An 18,443-nucleotide genomic window follows, 5' to 3' on the forward strand; every position below is an offset into this window, starting at 1 on the left:
ACAGGACGCCTTCGCGAGCAAGCCCGCTCCCACAGGTTTTGTGTAAAACCGGGATAAGGTTCCGACAACGCAGTCTTTCTGGCATCCTGCGCCTCCATTTTTTGACCTGGCCCTGGCGCTTTCCCCGTGACCTCATCCGAACACGCAAAACCCCAGCCCCGTTCCGACCTGATCTACGGCCTCGACGATCGCCCGCACCTCACCGCCACGGTCTTCGCCGCGCTGCAGCATGTGCTGGCCAGTTTTGTCGGCATCATCACCCCGACCCTGATCATGGGCGGCGCGCTCGGACTGCAAAGCGAAGTGCCGTACTTGATCAGCATGGCGTTGTTCGTCTCCGGCCTGGGCACTTTTGTCCAGGCGCGACGGTTTGGCCCGGTGGGTTCTGGTTTGTTGTGTCTGCAAGGCACCAGCTTTTCGTTTATCAGCGTGATCCTCAGCGCCGGGTTCATGGTCAAGGCCCGGGGCGGCGGCACCGATGAAATCCTCTCGACTATCTTCGGCGTGTGCTTTTTCGCGGCGTTCATTGAAGTGGTGTTGAGCCAGTTCATTGGCAAGTTGCGCATGCTGATCACGCCCGTGGTCACCGGCACTATCATTACGTTGATGGGCCTGTCGCTGATCAAAGTCGCCATGACCGATATCGCTGGCGGCTTTGGCGCAGCGGACCTCGGCGCGGCCAGTCACCTGGCGTTGGCGGCGTTGGTGCTGGGAACCATCGTGGTATTGAACCGGGTCGACGTGCCGTTCCTGCGCCTTGGGGCGATCGTGATTGGCTTGACGTTGGGCTACCTCGTGGCCTGGCTGTTGGGCGACGTCAATTTCGCCAGCCTGCCTGACGTGCCGCTGATGAGCGTGCCGGTGCCGTTCAAGTACGGCTTCAATTTCGACTGGGTGGCGTTCGTGCCGGTGGCGGTGATTTTCCTGGTGTCGCCGCTGGAAGCCGCCGGTGACCTGACCGCCAACTCGATGATTTCCCGGCAACCGGTGAAAGGTCCGGTGTACATCCGCCGGATCAAGTCCGGTCTGCTCGCTGATGGCCTCAACTCGGCCATGGCGGCGGTGTTCAACAGCATGCCGATGGTGACCTTCGCGCAGAACAACGGCGTGATCCAGCTCACCGGCGTGGCCAGCCGTTACGTGGCGTTTTTCATCGCCGGCCTGCTGGTGCTGCTGGGGTTGTTCCCGATGATTGGCGCGGTGCTGCAATTGATGCCCAAGCCAGTCCTTGGCGGCGCCGAGCTGGTGATGTTCGGTACCGTGGCGGTGGCCGGGATAAAGATCCTCGCCGAAGCCGGCCTGCATCGACGCAACATGCTGATCGTGGCGATTTCCCTCGGCATGGGCCTGGGTGTCGCGGCCGTGCCGCAGGTGTTGCGTGAACTGCCCCTGGCGTTGCACAACATCTTCGAATCGCCGATCACGGTGGGCGCGTTGTGCGCTATCGTGCTGAACATCTTCCTGCCCGAGGAATTCATCGCGCTGGAAGAAGACGATTTTGATCCGGAAGCCTCGATCCTGCAGGTCATGGAAAATCCCGATGTCCCGGCTAAAGGTGAACCCGCAACGCCTGAGGCGGTCGCACAGTTGACCCGCTAAAAGGCTCAAGGGCCGAGCCGTTGGCGGTTCAGCCCTTATTTCTGAACGAGAGCCTGTCCATGCGCCGCGTCCACGCCGTCATCCTTTCCCTGCTCTTGCTCTCCCTGAGCGCCTGCGCCCTCTTTCCCCATCGCGACCCGTTGAACATCAATGTGGTCGGCATCGAACCGCTGCAAAGCCAGGACATGGAAGTACGGTTTGCGGTAAAGATACGCGTGCAAAACCCCAACCAAACGCCGATTGACTACAACGGCGTGGCGCTGGACCTGGAGGTCAACGGCCAGCCGCTGGCCTCCGGCGTCAGCGATCAATCAGGTTCGATCGCACGCTTTTCCGAAACCGTGCTGACAGTGCCGGTAAGCGTTTCGGCGTTCTCCGTGTTACGCCAGACGCTGGGCCTGACGCAGACGCAGACGTTGAACAATCTTCCTTATGTGCTGCGTGGCAAACTGGCCGGCGGATTGTTTGGGACGATGCGTTTCGTGGACACGGGCAAACTGAGCTTGCCGGGCTCTACGACGGGCACTTGGTAAACCGGATTCAGTGCTTTAGCCACCAATGTGGGAGCGAGCCTGCTCGCGATGACGCCGGCACATTCAACAAATCAGTTGCCTGATCCACCGCTATCGCGAGCAAGCTCGCTCCCACAAGGGGGTCATGTATTGAAGCGAACACCGGGTTTAGGCCGCTCATCGACGATCAACTCAAACACATCCGGGCGCGCGTAGTGCCCGACGACGTCATAGTCATAACGGGCGCGAACCAGATCGTCGGTATCGATTTCGGCGGTCAATAATCCCGCCTCGCCCCGCAACGGACCCGCCAGAATATCGCCCATCGGCCCGACGATCACACTGCCGCCGGCAATCAACGGCCGCTCTGCCGGCCAGTTAGCGATGTCCAGGCCCAAGGCCTGCGGCGAGTCCTGAACCTGACATGCGCTGACCACAAAGCAGCGTCCTTCATGGGCGATGTGGCGCATGCTGACTTGCCACATCTCGCGCTCATCCACCGTCGGCGCGCACCACACCTCAATGCCTTTGGCGTACATCGCGGTGCGCAGCAGCGGCATCATGTTTTCCCAGCACACCACCGCGCCGATCCGCCCGACCTGGCTGTCGAATACCGGCAGTGTCGAGCCATCGCCTTTGCCCCAGATCAATCGTTCGGTGCCGGTGGGCATCAGTTTGCGGTGCTTGCCGACCAGTCCGGCCTGGGGATCGAAATACAACGCCGTGCAATACAACGTACTGCCGGCACGCTCGATGACGCCGATGACCAGATTCGCACCCGTGCGGGCCGACAACCCGGCCAGCGCTTCGGTCTCGATGCCCGGCACGTCGATGGCATTGGCGAAATAGCGGGCGAAGGCTTCACGACCTTCCGGCAATCGAAAGCCCAGTTGAGTGCCAAAGCCCTCTCCTTTGGGATAGCCGCCGAGCAAGGCTTCGGGCATGACCACCAACCCGGCGCCGGATTCGGTAATGGCGTTTTCCCAGGCGAGAATCTGTTCCAGCGTCTCGGCCTTGCCGCCGGGCAAGGCGCCGATTTGCAGCGCAGCAACGATTGATTTGGGCATGTCGGTAACTCCGAAAGCGATGAGGTGTTGCTCATTCTCAGGCGCCACGCAATCATGAATAAAGCCCTGTCCGCTGCTAACTGATATGAACCAAATGAATATCACCAACGTTGACCTGAACTTGCTCAAAGTCTTTGAAGCGCTGCATGAAGAGTCCAGCGCCAGCCGCGCGGCGTTGCGTCTGGGGGTGACCCAATCAGCCGTCAGCGCCGCGCTGCGAAGGCTGCGCGAGGTGTATGGCGATCAGTTGTTCGTGCGCACCGGTCGTGGCCTCGCGCCGACGCTCAAAGCCAACCAGTTGAAACCAGTGGTGAGTGACGCGCTGAACAAATGCCGCCAGAGCCTGGCGATGGTCGATCCGGCAGCCCACCATTACGACGGACGCTCGGTCGCGCTGGGCCTGTCGGATGATTTCGAAATTGCCTACGGACGGCGCTTGATCGAACACATTGCCGTCAGTGCGCCAAAGTTGCGGCTGATCTTCCGGCAAACCCACAGCCAGATCGTCGCTCAAGCGCTGATGGAGCGCAGCATTGATCTGGCGATCACCGCAGGCGGGTTCACCGAGCGGTTGCTCAGTCGTCAGGTATTGGGAGAAGGCGGCTACATGTGCCTGGTCGATCCGCGCAGCCTGGCGCCCGGACAACAGGCCATCAGCCTGCAAGAGTTCGTCGCCCGCGAGCATATTCTGGTGTCGTCGGGCGGTTTTATCGGGATTACCGATGAAGGGCTGGCGGCGCTGGGACTGAGTCGGCGGGTGTGCGCATCGACCACACACTTCGCGGCCTTGCCACACTTGCTCAAAGGCAGTCAGGCTGTCGCGACCATTCCGGCGCACGCCGCACAAAGTATCGCGGCGCTCAGCGGGCTGGCACTGCTGCCCTGCCCCTTGGCATTACCGCGCTACCCGATCGAGCTGGGCTGGCGCACCAGCACCCAGCTCGACCCGGTGGTGCTGAAAGTGCGTGAAGCCATTGTTGCGAGTTTCGCCTGACGACTTGCGTTTACTTGGCAGCCATCAACCGATTGACTTCACTGCGCACCATGTTCGCGAACTCCGGCGGTGACATGCCGTCGAGTTCGGCCCGAACCCATTCAGCCCATTTGCCTTTGCGTTTGGCGCGCTCGCCAAACAAGCGCGCGGCTTCACCCTTGGATTTGCCAAGGTTGCTCTGCCACAGGTCGAACAGACGGGATTTTTCATCTTCAAGCGCCGCGCGCTCGGCAAGGGGTTTGTCGGCCAGATTGAAGCTCATGGGAATTACCTGCTGCATAAAATAGGCGACATCTTACACTGTAGGAGGAAATGTCCGACCCGGGATTTTTGTTCCTGGTTGGCGTGGCGCGAAAATCGAGTGCAACTTTTTCGTCAGCGACAGACTCCATTGTTCACTGCCCATTTATCTGCAAGGAGTACCCCAATGGCCCGGAAAACCGCCGCACAAGTCGCCGAAGACCAAATCAAGGATCAGGCGTTCAGCGAACTTCAGTCCCTGATCGAAGAATCGGAAAAACTGCTCAAAAGCAGCGCTTCACTGGTTGGTGAGGAAGCAGAAACCCTTCGTGGGCAAATCGTACAGAAGCTCCAGCAGGCCCGGGATTCGGTCAGCAGTGTGCGTGATCGTACCAAACCGGTGGTCGATGCGACCGAAACCTACATTGGTGGTCACCCGTGGCAAACCGTTGCCATCTCCGCCGGTTTCGGCCTGGTGGTAGGCTTGTTGCTGGGCCGTCGTTAAGCGCTCACGCGTTCATGGTTACAGCGTAAAAAGTTAAAGCATAAAAAAGGCGAGCCTGGTGCTCGCCTTTTGCATGCCTGGGTGTAACGTCGGCGTCACACTCCGGCCAGATCTCGCAAGTCAGCCAGGGTCTGAGCGTCCAGCTCGATACCTTGGGTAGCCGACTTGGCCCGTTGATGATGACGTCGGTCACCCGGCAAACGCTTGAGCCCCACGCCGTGCATCTGCCGGACCAGTTCCTGACTGCGCTCGGCAAAGTTCTGCCCCGCCGCCTTGCTTGGGTCGATCACGATCAGCAACTGACCGGTCCACGGTGTCTTGGCTCCCGGATGATTCGACCAGTCGAACTCGAACGAAAAGTTACCGCCGGTCAACGCCGCCGCCAACAACTCGACCATCATCGACAGTGCCGAACCTTTGTGGCCGCCGAACGGCAGCAACGCGCCGCCTTCCAGAATCGCTTTCGGGTCCTGAGTCGGCTGGCCAAGGCTGTCTACGCCCATACCGACCGGCAAGCGTTCACCTTTTCGTGCGGCGATCTGCACATCGCCATGGGCGATGGCGCTGGTGGCCAGGTCAAAGACAATCGGCTCCCCGTCAGCCCGAGGCGCGGCGAAGGCGATCGGGTTGGTACCGAACAGAGGACGATCGGCACCGTGCGGCACCACGCAGGTCATGCTGTTGACCACGCTGAGCGCCACCAGCCCTTCATAGGCAAACGGCTCAACATCCGGCCACAGCGCCGCAAAATGGTGGGAATTGCGGATCGCCAACACCGCGATGCCAGCGCTGCGGGCTTTTTCCACCAGCAGTGCGCGGGCAGCGGCAAGCGCCGGCTGGGCAAAACCATTGCCGGCATCGACCCGGACAAAACCTGAGGCAACGTCCTCGACCACCGGCACTGCCTGGCCGTTGACCCAGCCGCTCTTGAGTGTCGAGACATAGCCGGGGATGCGAAATACGCCGTGGCTGTGCGCGCCGTCGCGTTCAGCGCCGGCGCAATTGAGCGCCAGGGTCCTGGCGACGTCGGCAGACGTACCGTGACGCAGAAAAACCTGCTCGAGCAATTGAACGAGCGCGTCGAAATCAAGCGATTGGGTGGTCGAACTGACGGCCACTTCGGGCGTTGCGGTCATCTGAAGCTCCAATTTTATTATTAAGTACGGGCACCAGGGGAAACGAGGTTGCATGGCAACCCACAGCAGACGTCGATTAAGCGCTGTTCTACCAGCGTCCTGTCAAGTCTCGACTGCCAGTTCGGGGCAAGCAATATGTACCGCACTGAACGCCCTCCCGGGTCTTACTGTTTTTCCTCAACCGACAGCCTGCGATTGGCAATTCATCGCAGCATATGAGGAAACACCGTGACTGAACCCGACCTCCCCTACTTTTTCGATGAGGCAGAACGTGCAGCCAATGCCAAACAGCCCGGCGAACGCGAAAAAGTGCTGAACTTCACAATGGATGACCTGAAGTGGCTGAAGACCGTTTACCTGGCCACTCATACGGCCCGCATCGCCCCAACCAACCCCATGCACGTCGACCAATTGATGCTCGGTGCGACCGGCATGCAGGATATTCCACTGGCCGGCGCATTTGCCATGAGCCGATCCGGCGACGCCGAGGTCATGCTTTTCACACCGTGGAAAGGCTTGATCAAGTTTGCCGACATGGCCGACCTTAAAAGCAAGCTTGAGGAGTGGCTGGCCCGAGCCGCCGGGAAGCGCGAGCTTTTACGCTTTCTGGCCATCGAACAGCGCAGCACCTTGCCCTCTGGCGCCGCCCTCGAAATCTCCATCAAGACCATTGACGGTGCGGTATTCCAGGCCCAGCAACTGACCCTCGATGGCAATCAGGCACAGAACATCAAGACAATGATCGGCGAGCTGGCCAAGCTGCCCACCTTGCAATCGATGCTCGACGACACGCTCAAACACGCGCTGCACAAGACGTTCCCCAAACTGGATCAGCGCCTGACCCAAATGAACAATTTTGTCAGTACGATTTCGGCTTTTGACGGGGGCGACCATCACCACACGATATCGGCGATGTCATTGAGTGAAGCCCTGTTGCACGTCTACCTCACCAATCAGTGGCCTGCCGGCGTTTCCAGAGTCTTTGCCCATCCCGAGCTCAGCGCCAGCAGCGATGCCGATAACCAGGCGTGGGAAGGCGCCTTGAAGGACACGGCACAAAGCTTCACGCCGCATTTGCACAGCCTGCTCGACACCTTCTGGAATACGCCCGTGAACAATGGGTTGTCACGCCTGAAGTTCTTTGCCGAAAGCTTGCGCGATACCTTCCACACGAGGCTTTTTCAGCAGCGCCAGCAAGGTATCTTGACGACACAGGAATACGTGCGGCTGGTGAATGTCAGCCTCGCACCGAACCCTGACGACCCGCTACGTATAGAAAAAGTGCGGGTCACCGCGCCCTTCGAGCATTTCGCGGAACTCGCCTCGACGTTGATGATTGGTGGCACCAACACCCTGGGTTTTCTGTACACCCAATCCAGAGGCATCGAAGCGACAAGCAGTCTGCCTGCCCTCAAGAAAATCGTGCTGCAAATGATGACCAGTGAAGGGCATGAAGACGCGTTGCTCAATTTCATGTCCCTGGAAGAACGCGCCCGGTTCCTGGCGTTCAAGCCCGATGAGCGAGTGATTGTCGGTCACCCGATCATCGGCAATGTGTTCGAAAAATTGATGTCCGACATCCTCGACAAGCAAAAGGACAACCTGAGCCACGCACTGAGCCGCTACCGCGAAAGCGAGGGTACGCTAGACCCTCACGCCCTGCTCGACAAGGCGCTGGACGTCCGGGGGCTGATTGATGACCGGCTGCTGTCTGCAGAAGCTGCGGGACGCTGGAGCACTCGGGTGGATCAACGCTGGATTGCGCAACCGGCAACCGTGCGTGCCGAGTCGGCCAAGGAGGCGCTGGCCTCGCTCGATTCCGTCGCGCAAGCGCTCGATCAATTGCGCGACAAACACCCTGCCATTCCCACAACAACTCGCACGGTCACTGAGGCACTCACGCTCGTCGAATCCTCCCTGACAAGCTTGCAATCGAGCTTTACGCATACCCTGTCAACGGCGCTACGCAGCGAGCTGAAGCTGCGCACAGTCTCGCGAACCCTGGGCACGGCCGAACAGGCGATCATCAAAACCGTGCTCGACTCCCCTGTCCATCTGCAGCGAGCGGCATTGAATGGTTTTTTGCCGGACGTATTTTCCCTGGCGTTGAAGATGGCCGATGTGGCTGACCCGGTGAAACTGGCCAGTTGTTTCGTGCTGACTGAACGGGGTGGCCTGGACCCCGTGCATTCCGGGAAAGCAATCCTGTGGACACCTGCCTGCGGATTCGAGTCCTTCAATACGTTGACACTGCTGCAGACCGAGCTTGAGGCACGCCTGGCCGACGACGATCATCGCTCGATCCTTCTGGAAAACCTTGGCCGTAGCGAACGTGTACCTGGCAAGGCGCCCACGCTGGCTCCGCTGCACCGAATCCCTGGGCATTTTCTTGAGCACCTGCAAAAACCGCACATTCATCTGGACCTGACAAGCCTTACCCACGCCCTGGCGACAACGCTGCCTGCTGCGCCGCTCACCAGCCTCTTGAATCTGGTGACGCTGCGTGAGCCCAAGACCGGACTGCACCGCGTGACGGACATTGCACAGTCACTGACGACGCAACAAAAACTGCCGGCATGGCTGGCCAAAGCGCCTATCGAAGACCTGATGCTGCATGGCGAACTGCTCCAGCAGTACCTTGATAACGTCAACAACGATCAGGACTACCTCACAGGCATCCGCTCGCTGCAACGCACAACACACCACGAGCTTGAGAAACGACTCAAGGCAGACGATTTCAACATCGATCCGGACAAGGTTCAGGTGCAGATCAGCGCGCGCCCGACGTCGGCGGCGAGCACCCAGACCCTGACTGATTTTGCCTTGGTACACCTCAAGGATCTGGAGCACACCCGTTTCAAACTGGCGTCCCTGGATACCACCGTGATCCCCGAGGAGATGAACGAGCGTTACATCAAAGACCTGATCCACGACCTGAAACCGGGAGAGCATCAGCAGCAAATACTAAGCGACGCCCTCGCTTACACCCCGCTGAACGCCGAGCGCAGGAAGCGCTTTTACACTCAACTGCCCTGGCAACTGATGCACTACGCCCACGAGGAACGGTTGCAGGAGCGACTGAGCCAAACAGGGTTCGACCTGATCCGGCAAGTCATGAACATGCCCGACGCCATCGCCCGTGCCGCGGTTCATGGTGCCGAGGCGATCATCCGCCCGCTAGAGCTGCTCGGTATCAAGCAGGCTCAGTCCGTCAAAGTGCCCGGTGTGTATCTGATCGGCTCGCTCGCCGACCGTACAGCGCCGCTGGTACTTATCGCCCCGCACAGTCCTCGGCACAGCGTGAAGGAATACAAGAATGAAGCACAGCTGTTGGCGGAGCTGAAAAGCCGCGGGCCATTGCTCGACTGGGTCCTCATGAACCTGCCCCAGCCTGATCGCACGCAACTGGAATACCGGATGATGCTCAACCCTCAGCGTGTGGCCAGGGCCGCGTCAACGAATCCGGACACTCGCCCCGCCGAGGTCAAACTGGCGTCCACGCCTCTCACGGGCCACCTGTTCAAACACCTATTCGATGACAACGCCGCGCTGTTGTCCCGATTGCTCGGCTGTCAGTCCGACGATAAAAAACCCGGTGAGTGGGCAACCATCAAGCGAGTGCTGGGCGAAGATGTGCATGAAGCATTTTCGTTTTGCATGGGCAAACTGGCGTATCCCCTAACCGTGTGGCGAAGTTACCGCGATATCAAGCAATCTGCCGATGACCTTCAAAGGCACAAATGGGCGGCCGCCATCAGAGAGTTTATCAGCGGCATCTCACAACTGGCCGCGTTGCGCCAATCGCTGGGTGAGCAAACGCCTCTGTCTGCGACGCCAGCCCTGCCCGCTGCGGAAAAATCCACCAGCCGTTTTGACTGGCATCACGTCGACATCACCGCGCCACAACGCACGCAATTGAGCCGTCACGAATGCAAGGATCTGGACCTGGGGTCCATGACACACGATACGGCGCAGGGGCTTTACACCCACCCGGTCAGCAAAAAGCACTACGCACCGGTGGAGGGCAAGGTTTATGCGGTGGCCAAGCGTGGCATTCGGTGGCGCATCGCGGCCCCCGGCATACGGGGACCGAAGCTGGAACAGAACGTCGCCAGGCAATGGGTGCTGGCCGAGGAAAAACCGGCCCCTCGCTTCAGCTTGCTCAACCGCGTGCGTACCGCGCTATCGGTTTGGGAGGGCATGAACGTCGATGCCCGCGGGATGAGAGAGATCCGTCGATTCTTTCCGCACAAAGCCCGTCAGATTGACGAATCACTGGACCTGGCAACGACCTACGCATGGAACAGTTTTCGCAACCTGCAAATGCTCAAGACTTCTGAAGGCACGATCACCCCGGTGCATCAGATCATCATGGATTTCATGGGCGTGACGCAGGTGGAGTCCATCCATATCGAGAAGATTGAAAAAGTCGTCGAGGAGATTTTTGCAGCGCTGCTGGACCCCACACTCAGAAAGCCGGATTCCAATCGGCTGGTGATAGGCGGCTCGATCCGGGACACCGAAAACGTCTTCGGCTTCACCGTGCCAACGGACATCAAACGCAAAATTTACCTGGCTGAACGGTTCTTTACGCCCAGGTTCAATCACTACCGCGAGCATCTTTCCGATCCGCACTTCCCAATCGGCGCCCATGCCCGAGCGACCACCCTTATCCATGAAATTTCCCACATTGCCTGTGACACTGTTGACATCACCTACCTTGATCCCGGCAGACCCTTCGTCGAGCTGATCGGTACAGCGACCCCGATTGCCACGGAACTCAAGAACGCCTTGTCCACCACTCAGGAAACAGCGCTGTCGATCAAGACACCGCTGACTCAACTGTTCATGAACTTCGACCCTGATACCGGCGAGTGGGAGGACCTTGGCAACACCTTTGTTGAAGATACCCGCAAGATAAAGCAGCGTGTCCTGGCGTTGACCGGGGCCGAAAACCTGAGCGGTGCCCGCCACACTTTCAGGCGAGATCCTCTAATCAGGCTGAACGTGCAACTCGCAAACGCCGACAGCGTTGCCTGGCTGATCAGTCATTTGGGGCGCCAACTGCACGTCGATGTCCCATGATCAGAGATATAACGCTCAGTTGATGGGTAATTGCCATGACGGCTGTTCTCGCAGACTTTCTCTCAAGGTTAGAATGCGGGAAACCAGGATGGGTCGATGACCGACAATTCTCTCTCGCAAGCCGAATATGACGCGATCACCGACGCCGCCGCGCACTGGTGCATGCGTCTGCACGCCATCGACTGCACCGCTCAGGAGCGGATCGCCTTCGAACACTGGCGTGATGCTCATCCGCTGCATGCGTTCGAGTACGAGGCCATGCTGGAGATCTGGGAAGTCGCGGGGGATTTGCCTCGGCCCGACGTAGAGCCCGTTGCCCACAGCCGGCCGGTCATGCCTTGGCGCACGCTCGGCATCGCCGCCGTTTGCGCCATCGCAGTGCCGCTGGCGCTGTACGGTGGCTGGAACATGGGCTGGATACCCAATTCGTATCAGCATTTTGAGGCGCGCGACACTGTCCGTCAGGTCACCCTCAACGATGGCAGCCAGGTGGAACTGAACCTTGGCAGTGAACTCACGTTCAGCAATTACAAGGATCAACGACGGGTCACGCTGGAAAAAGGTGAAGCTTTCTTCAGCGTCAGCCATGACCCCAGCCAGCCGTTTATCCTCAGGGCCGCAGACGCCAGGATTCAGGTGACCGGGACCCGGTTTAATGTCTGGATGTACGAGGACCAGGTGCGCGTCAATCTGATTGAAGGGTCGGTGCTGGTCAGTAGCAACGATGACCTTGCAGGGGATGGCATGCGCCTGGGGCCAGCGATGCAGGCTCGTTTTAAACGTGGTGACTTCACGCCTCAAGTCAGCCAGACCTACGCCAATGACAATTCGCTTGCCTGGCGCAGCGGCAAATTGGTGCTCGACAATCTGCAATTGAACGATGCGTTGCCGTTGATCAATCGTTACCTGAGCAAACCGGTGATGGTGGCCGATCAAAATACGGGCTCGATTCGCCTGGGCGGCATCTACAACATCAAGGATCTCAACGCTCTGGTGGCGTCCCTGCCTAAAGTGTTGCCGGTCTATCTGACCCGCAACAAAGAGGGCAATCCCGTCCTCAATTCGATCCCGCAGCAAACCCCGAAAAGCTGAAGGCCGCCACCCTCGCCCGGGTGCGGCCTTCATTGTTTTTTTTGCGCTGCGACCTTCCCTGTCTTTCAGATTGCTCGCGGAACGTCAGGAACCAAACAAAAAACAAAAATTCAGCAGCCCAAAGACGCTCTTTGCGGGTTTCTTACATGCCGCTCACGCGCAGGCGACAAATTTTCTACATTCAGGTCTTCATGATTTGTCTTACTCGTTCGTATTAATGCTGAACGCATCCATCACATTTCCTGGCCAGTTCCGAAAAGGGGTTTTGCATGTACAACTCGCAACTGCCAACGGACGGTAGCCATGCGCCAACGGACGCTTGCGCGGACTCCGGCCTGTTCAGTCAACGGGGCGAGCGCAATGGCAATGAGCGGATCAGATTACTGCTCAAGAGCTTTGGCCTGCGAACCAGCCTGATTCGCCTGAAAGTCATAGACGCCTTGCTGACCGCCGCCGAAAGCGAGCGCAGCCTGGGTGTGCGAGGCGTGCACGGATATTTGCTGGACCTGGATATTCCCCTGTCCTTCCTCAGCGTGCGCGAAGTGTTGAAACGCTTGTGCAGCGAAGGCGTGATCATTCTCAATCCGGACAAGAGCTACAGCCTGCATCCGCACGCTGCAGCCATGCTCCGCGGCGAATAATCAGCCCAATGCGTCGCTCAAGGCTTGACCTTGCGGCGCATCACGCCATTGATGACCACCACGATCACCGCCACACCAATGGCGATGTACTGAAACAGCTTCTCGCTGATGACGCCTGCGTTTTGCAGATACGAAAGGCCGAACATGATCCCCAGCACCACCAGGGAGATCAGAATCGAATATTTCAAACGTTGCGACTGAGTCATTGCGAATTCCTGAACCTGAAAAATGTATCCGGTTTGTATCCGAAAGCACACCAAGCCCCTACCTTTTCGCGGGGATGGAACGCTACAAACGGGGTCTCATGTTACAGCCGATGAAGAGTTTTGGCTTCATGACGGCGATAACCATGAGGATTTAAAAATGTTTCGTCGAATCACACTGCTGATTCCCCTGCTCGCTCTCCTGACCCTCAGCGGCTGCATCGTTTTCCCCCACGGCGGCTGGCACGGCGATCACCATTACGACCGGGGCGGCCCCGGTTATTACCAACACCGGTAACGTTGGGCCAGGAAGGATCATTAATTAACTGTCATTTGTTTGTTTCCAACTCCTCACCTCACTGAAAAAATGCCCGCCTGTTGCGGGCATTTTTCCTACATGCAAATACACTTTATTCCCGCCATTTGTTGTTCCTCGCAACATAACGAAAATTATTGAAGCATTAAGTCTCAATAGTTGATTGGAACTGTCCTTCAGTGACGTTTAATCTCCGCGCCTCGTTTCAAACTCGTTATTAAACCGTGAGCAACAAAGCCGGAATGTCATGCACAAACCTTTAATAAACATCAGTTCTTTCCACTTGCTAGGCTTTTGCCTTGCAATAACTCTGTTCGAACTGCTGACCTATATGGCCAGTGACCTGATTATGCCCGCGATGTTAACCGTCACCCAGGATCTTGATGCCAGTGCAAGTCATGTCCCCCATGCCTTCAATCTTTATCTGGCGGGCGGCATTCTTCTGCAATGGCTTATTGGTCCGCTGTCGGATCATTTCGGACGGCGCAAACTGTTGCTGATCGGTTGTGCCATATTCGCCATCGCCAGTGCTGCAGCATTCAACGTGCAACACATCTACGCGTTCAATGGACTGCGATTGATTCAGGGGCTCGGGTTGGGATTTGTGATCGCCGTCAGCTATCCCGCCTTGCAGGAAGTGTTCAGCGAAGTCGATGCGGTAAAAATCATGGCGTTGCTGGGAAACATTGCGCTCCTTTCGCCGCTGCTGGGGCCGCTACTGGGCAGTCTGCTGCTGGAATGGTTCTCCTGGCGAGAACTGTTTTTATTGCTCGGTATCGGCGCAGTCGTGGTCTGGCTCGGGCTGTATGTGTTCATGCCGGAAACCGTGGGGACCGTGCGCCAGGACGGTCAGCGGCTGGCAGTGGTGCCATTTCAATGGGGCGGCACGATGTGGCGTTATGCGGCGTTGCTCACCAACCCGCGCTTCCTGAGCGCCACTGGCGCACTGGGTGTCATGAGCCTGCCTTTGATTGCCTGGATCGGCCTGGCGCCGCTCCTGCTGATCCACAATCAGGGCCTCACACCCTTGCAGTATGGCCTGTGGCAAATCCCGGTATTTGCGGCCGTCATCCTCGGTAATTTGATTCTCAACCGATTGATTGCCCACACACAATTGCCACAGCTGATCCGCTACGCGCTCTGGCCATTTTGCGCCGGACTCATCGCCTTGATCGTCATCAGTTTCACCGCCGCCTCTACCCCCTTGCTGATCATCTGCCTGAGTCTCTACGCCATCGGCCTTGGCATGAGCAATGCCGCGCTGTACCGCCTTGCGCTGTTTACCAGCGAGGACAGCAAGGGTCTGGTTTCGGCCATGATCGGCATGCTGTCGATCGCCATCATGGGTGGCGGCGGATCGCTGATCGCAGCCGCCGGTGCCGGTGACAGTCATGAGTCCTTCGCGCTCATGGCCGGCATTGCAGGGCTTATGTGCCTGCTGCCCTTGCGACTGTTTCTGCGCCGCCCTCACTTCGTGCCTGCTGTCTGACACAACACCATAGGTTTCTCGATGATCCATTTACCCCATACCGATGCGCTTTGCGCGTTAGCGCAACCCTATTGCCTGGATTCCGTGCCCGAAGGCTTGTTCGATCAGGCCATGGGGGAAATCAGCTTCTTTCATTGCCACCACACACCCGGCTATGAACGCTGGTTGAACGCCAATGGCCTCGGCACGCAAGACCTGGAGACGCTGGACGACTGGTCGAGATTGCCGCCGATCTTCGCCAATTACTTCAAGCGTCACTTGTTGTTCGGGCCCACGGGCGAAGGCGCGCTGGAACTGACGTCATCGGGCACCAGCGGCCAGAAAAGTCGCATGCGTTACGACTCGCGCAGCATGGCCGCGGCGCAAGGAATGGTAAGTCATATTTTTCGCCACTATGGCTGGGACACGCCTGACAGCCCTTGCAATTACTTGCTCCTGAGCTACGAGCCCAAGGCTGCGATCACCCTGGGCACCGCCTACACCGACCAGTTTTTGTGCCGCTATGCGCCGGTCAACCGCGTCGCCTACGGACTGCGTCTGACGAGCACGGGTCATGAGTTCGACCTGTTCGGAGTGATTCGCGCATTGCAGGATTTTGCCGAAGAGGGTTTGCCGGTGCGCATTCTCGGCTTCCCTGCATTTCTCTCCCATGCGCTGCAGCACATGGAAGACACCGATGTAGCGGATCTGCAGTTGCCGGCTCAATCCCTGGTGTTCCTCGGCGGCGGCTGGAAAACCCAGGCGGCGCAGGAGATTCCCCTGGCGCAATTGTATGGACGGATCAATCGCCAGTTGGGCATTGACCTGTCCCGCTGTCGCGATGGCTATGGCGCCGTCGAGCATGCAGTGCCCTATATCCAGTGTGCCCACCAGCATTTCCATGTCCCGGTGTACTCGAAGGTCTTCGTGCGCAATCCATCCGACTTCACTGTTCAACCCTATGGCCGGCCCGGTTTGCTTGAATTCGTATCACCCTACATTTCATCCAGCCCGGCACATGCCGTGGTGATGGGCGACCTGGCGACGCTGCACCCCGGCGCTGCCTGCGGGTGTGGCCTTGCAACCGATTGGTTCGAACTGCATGGACGTGCCGGCACTACCGCCAGCCGAAGCTGTGCGATGGCGGCATCAGAATTGTTGGGAGGGGCGTGACATGTATTTGATCAATGGCCAATTACGCGATGACGTGACCCTTGAGGCCGCGCTGGAACGGCTTCACGAACAGTTGCCACACCTGCTGAACGCGCCCATCGACAGCGACACCGTCATCGAGGCCGCTGCTCGTTTCAGCCTGCAACTGTACTCTCGCCGACTCGACCTGCCCCTGGACGACGATCAACGCCAAGGGCTTATCGACTTCTGTTCACGCAGCAACCTGAACACAAAAATCGAGCGCGAGCTGGGTGTACAACCGCGTTCGCTGCGCCGCATCGACTATCAGCAAGCCTGCTTTGAAAGTTGGCACCCTCTGGGACTGGTGGTGCATGTGACGCCCGGCAATGCGCCGATGTTAGCGTTTTGCGCCGTGCTCGAAAGCCTGCTGGCGGGCAACATCAATTGGCTTCGCCCCAGTTCCAGCGATGAAGGCCTGACCGCACGCTTGTTGGCAGCGCTGGTGCAGTGCGACGCCAGCGGCAGGCTCGCCGACTTCATCGCGGTGCTGCCGGTCAGCACAGATCAGATTCCTCGACTCTGCGTTCAAGCCGATGGCGTGGCGGCGTGGGGCGGGATCAATGCCCTTAAAGCGATCCGCCAGCACCTGCCGGCAGGATGTCGCTGGATCGATTGGGGGCACAAGATCAGTTTTGCCTACCTGACGCCGGAAGCCGCCGACTCATCGACGCTGGATGCGCTGGTGGATCAAGTGTGCAGCCTGGACCAGCAAGCGTGTTCCAGCCCGCAATGGTTACTGGTGGACAACAACGATCCAGCCATCCTGCGGGACCTGGGTGAACGCCTGGCCGAGTCATTCACACGTCGAGCCTCACAGTGGCCAGAACTGGTGCCGACCGATCAAGAGGCTTCGGAGATCACCACCCGCGTCGCCATGGCGCGACTCGATCATTGTTTTGCGAATCAGCCGGGGCAGGTCTGGGCCGGTGCCGGGTGGCGGATTATCTGGGATCACCATCAAACGCTCGCGCCGTCGCCATTGTTTCGTACATTGCTGCTAAAACCCGTGCCGCAGGATCTGCTCGCCGAGACGCTGTTGCCCTGGCGCACGGTCCTGCAAAGCTGTGCGTTGATCTGCTCGGCGGTTCAGACGCCCGGGCTGGTGCGCACGCTGGTCAATGCCGGGGTCACGCGCATCGCGCCGTGCGAGCAGATTCACGACGGTTATCCCGGAGAACCCCATGACGGCGTCTACGCCCTGTCGCGCTTGAGTCGCCGTCTCTCGGTGAGCCTGCCGGCGCAAGCGGTGACGGGCCGGGGGACGCTCGACGCACTGCCCGACGCCCCTGCTCCGGGTCATGACCCGATCATGGACAAAAACGCCTTCATGACCCTGCCGATGAGCGCCACCGCACAGTTGTATTTTCGCTCTGGGGGTAGCAGCGGCACCCCGGCACTGGCCGGGTTCAGCTATCGCGACTTTGAGCGGCAAATGCGCGCCGCTGCAGACGGCATGTTCGCCGCCGGCCTTGATCCCTCGACGGATCGGGTAATGAACCTGTTTTATGGAGGTGGCCTGTATGGCGGCTTCTCGAGCTTCAGCAAAGTGCTGGAACAGATGGGCGCAACACACCTGCCCATGGGGGCACCATCCAACGATGATTTCAGCGAAATTGCCAAGATGATCGTGGACCATCGCGTGTCCGTGCTGATCGGCATGCCAAGTACGCTGCACCGCCTGTTTTTCAACGAGCAAACCGTTCTGCGCGAGTACGGCGCAATCACCAAAGTGTTCCTTGGCGGCGAGCATCCAGGCGAAGCCACGATACACCTGATGGAAAGCTGCGGCGTCTCGCTGGTCCGCTCCGCAATCTATGGTTCGGTCGACGCCGGCCCGCTGGGGCATGCCTGCTCGGCCACGGCCGACGGCGTGTTTCATTTGATGTGCGATACGCAGCATCTGGAAATCGTCCATCTCGAAGAGGATCTGCCGGTTGAGGCCGCCGAGATCGGCCGTTTGTTGTTCACATCAAGAGCACGCCAGGGCCAGGCAGTACGCCGATACGAGGTGGGCGACACCGGTCGCTGGATACCCGGCGCCTGCCCTTGCGGGCTCGATTCACCGCGATTCGAATTGCTGCAACGCCACGGCAAGCTGCTGCGAGTTGGCACCGAGTTCGTTTCACCGTCGGCGCTGCAGGACGCCGTCGGCGGGCCTGTTCAAATCGTCCTGGATCATGCCCCCGATGGCAGGGAACGGATGCTGGTGTTAACGAACTCAACCACCAGTAGCGCACTGGATCAACTATTGACCCACGCGCCCGTGGCCAATGCAGTGAACGCCAAGCTGATAACCGTGGAAGTTCGACAGTGCGCCGAATCCGGATTTGCACGAAACAATCACAGCGGCAAAACACCCCTGGTCATTGATAAAAGAATATAAAAATAACT

The 18,443-nt window shown here is 58.8% G+C and carries 15 protein-coding genes; 11 read left to right on the top strand and 4 right to left on the bottom strand.

Annotation, left to right across the window (positions count from 1 at the left end; all coding sequences use genetic code 11):
- Positions 1-126: 126 nt before the first annotated feature.
- A complete protein-coding gene (locus K5K95_RS27490) occupies positions 127-1,599 on the top strand; it encodes a nucleobase:cation symporter-2 family protein (protein ID WP_222587007.1) in 1,473 nt (490 codons plus the stop codon).
- A gap of 59 nt (positions 1,600-1,658) precedes the next feature.
- Entirely contained in the window at positions 1,659-2,132 is a 474-nt protein-coding gene (locus K5K95_RS27495; RefSeq protein ID WP_222587008.1) for an LEA type 2 family protein, read from the top strand.
- 122 nt (positions 2,133-2,254) lie between these two features.
- Here the strand turns inward: K5K95_RS27495 and K5K95_RS27500 are convergent, their stop codons facing one another.
- Positions 2,255-3,178 carry a carbon-nitrogen hydrolase family protein gene (locus K5K95_RS27500; RefSeq protein ID WP_222587009.1) on the bottom strand — a complete coding sequence of 308 codons (924 nt, stop codon included), beginning with the start codon at positions 3,176-3,178 and terminating at the stop codon, positions 2,255-2,257.
- Between the two features lie 85 nt (positions 3,179-3,263).
- On the opposite strand from K5K95_RS27500, the gene K5K95_RS27505 reads away from it, so the two are divergent.
- On the top strand, positions 3,264-4,172 hold the full coding sequence (locus K5K95_RS27505) for a LysR family transcriptional regulator (protein WP_222587010.1): 909 nt from the start codon (positions 3,264-3,266) through the stop codon (positions 4,170-4,172).
- A 10-nt stretch (positions 4,173-4,182) separates the two neighbouring features.
- On the opposite strand, the gene K5K95_RS27510 is transcribed toward K5K95_RS27505, so the two are convergent.
- Positions 4,183-4,434 (bottom strand): hypothetical protein, encoded by a 252-nt coding sequence (locus K5K95_RS27510; RefSeq protein ID WP_008155229.1) that lies wholly within the window; start codon positions 4,432-4,434, stop codon positions 4,183-4,185.
- 165 nt (positions 4,435-4,599) lie between these two features.
- On the opposite strand from K5K95_RS27510, the gene K5K95_RS27515 reads away from it, so the two are divergent.
- A complete protein-coding gene (locus K5K95_RS27515) occupies positions 4,600-4,917 on the top strand; it encodes a YqjD family protein (protein WP_222587011.1) in 318 nt (105 codons plus the stop codon).
- Between the two features lie 95 nt (positions 4,918-5,012).
- Here the strand turns inward: K5K95_RS27515 and K5K95_RS27520 are convergent, their stop codons facing one another.
- Positions 5,013-6,053, bottom strand: coding sequence for an Ldh family oxidoreductase (locus K5K95_RS27520; protein WP_222587012.1), 1,041 nt, complete (start codon positions 6,051-6,053; stop codon positions 5,013-5,015).
- Between the two features lie 228 nt (positions 6,054-6,281).
- Between K5K95_RS27520 and K5K95_RS27525 the strand changes: the two genes are divergently transcribed.
- The 3 genes from K5K95_RS27525 (at position 6,282) to K5K95_RS27535 (ending at position 12,871) form a co-directional block, all read left to right on the top strand.
- A complete protein-coding gene (locus tag K5K95_RS27525) occupies positions 6,282-11,138 on the top strand; it encodes a dermonecrotic toxin domain-containing protein (RefSeq protein ID WP_222587013.1) in 4,857 nt (1,618 codons plus the stop codon).
- Between the two features lie 96 nt (positions 11,139-11,234).
- On the top strand, positions 11,235-12,230 hold the full coding sequence (locus tag K5K95_RS27530; RefSeq protein ID WP_222587014.1) for a FecR family protein: 996 nt from the start codon (positions 11,235-11,237) through the stop codon (positions 12,228-12,230).
- A gap of 269 nt (positions 12,231-12,499) precedes the next feature.
- Positions 12,500-12,871, top strand: a complete 372-nt coding sequence (locus K5K95_RS27535) for a fe2+ zn2+ uptake regulation protein (RefSeq protein WP_222587015.1) — start codon at positions 12,500-12,502, stop codon at positions 12,869-12,871.
- A gap of 17 nt (positions 12,872-12,888) precedes the next feature.
- Here the strand turns inward: K5K95_RS27535 and K5K95_RS27540 are convergent, their stop codons facing one another.
- Complete coding sequence (locus K5K95_RS27540; protein WP_008024801.1) at positions 12,889-13,077, bottom strand: hypothetical protein; 189 nt, start codon at positions 13,075-13,077, stop codon at positions 12,889-12,891.
- 157 nt (positions 13,078-13,234) lie between these two features.
- On the opposite strand from K5K95_RS27540, the gene K5K95_RS27545 reads away from it, so the two are divergent.
- The 4 genes from K5K95_RS27545 to K5K95_RS27560 all read left to right on the top strand — a co-directional run bounded on the left by K5K95_RS27545 (position 13,235) and on the right by K5K95_RS27560 (position 18,435).
- A complete protein-coding gene (locus tag K5K95_RS27545; protein WP_165557409.1) occupies positions 13,235-13,372 on the top strand; it encodes a hypothetical protein in 138 nt (45 codons plus the stop codon).
- 265 nt (positions 13,373-13,637) lie between these two features.
- The gene (locus tag K5K95_RS27550) at positions 13,638-14,879 is read left to right on the top strand and encodes an MFS transporter (protein ID WP_222587016.1); all 1,242 of its coding nucleotides are present in this window, start codon (positions 13,638-13,640) and stop codon (positions 14,877-14,879) included.
- A gap of 21 nt (positions 14,880-14,900) precedes the next feature.
- Positions 14,901-16,031: an acyl-protein synthase gene (locus K5K95_RS27555; protein ID WP_222587017.1), complete on the top strand. Its 1,131-nt coding sequence runs from the start codon at positions 14,901-14,903 to the stop codon at positions 16,029-16,031.
- Position 16,032: 1 nt separating this feature from the next.
- On the top strand, positions 16,033-18,435 hold the full coding sequence (locus tag K5K95_RS27560; protein ID WP_222587018.1) for an acyl-CoA reductase: 2,403 nt from the start codon (positions 16,033-16,035) through the stop codon (positions 18,433-18,435).
- The last annotated feature ends 8 nt before the right edge of the window (positions 18,436-18,443 follow it).

The sequence above is a fragment of the Pseudomonas sp. DR48 genome (assembly GCF_019823085.1).
In the GTDB taxonomy this organism is placed as follows: Bacteria; Pseudomonadota; Gammaproteobacteria; order Pseudomonadales; family Pseudomonadaceae; genus Aquipseudomonas.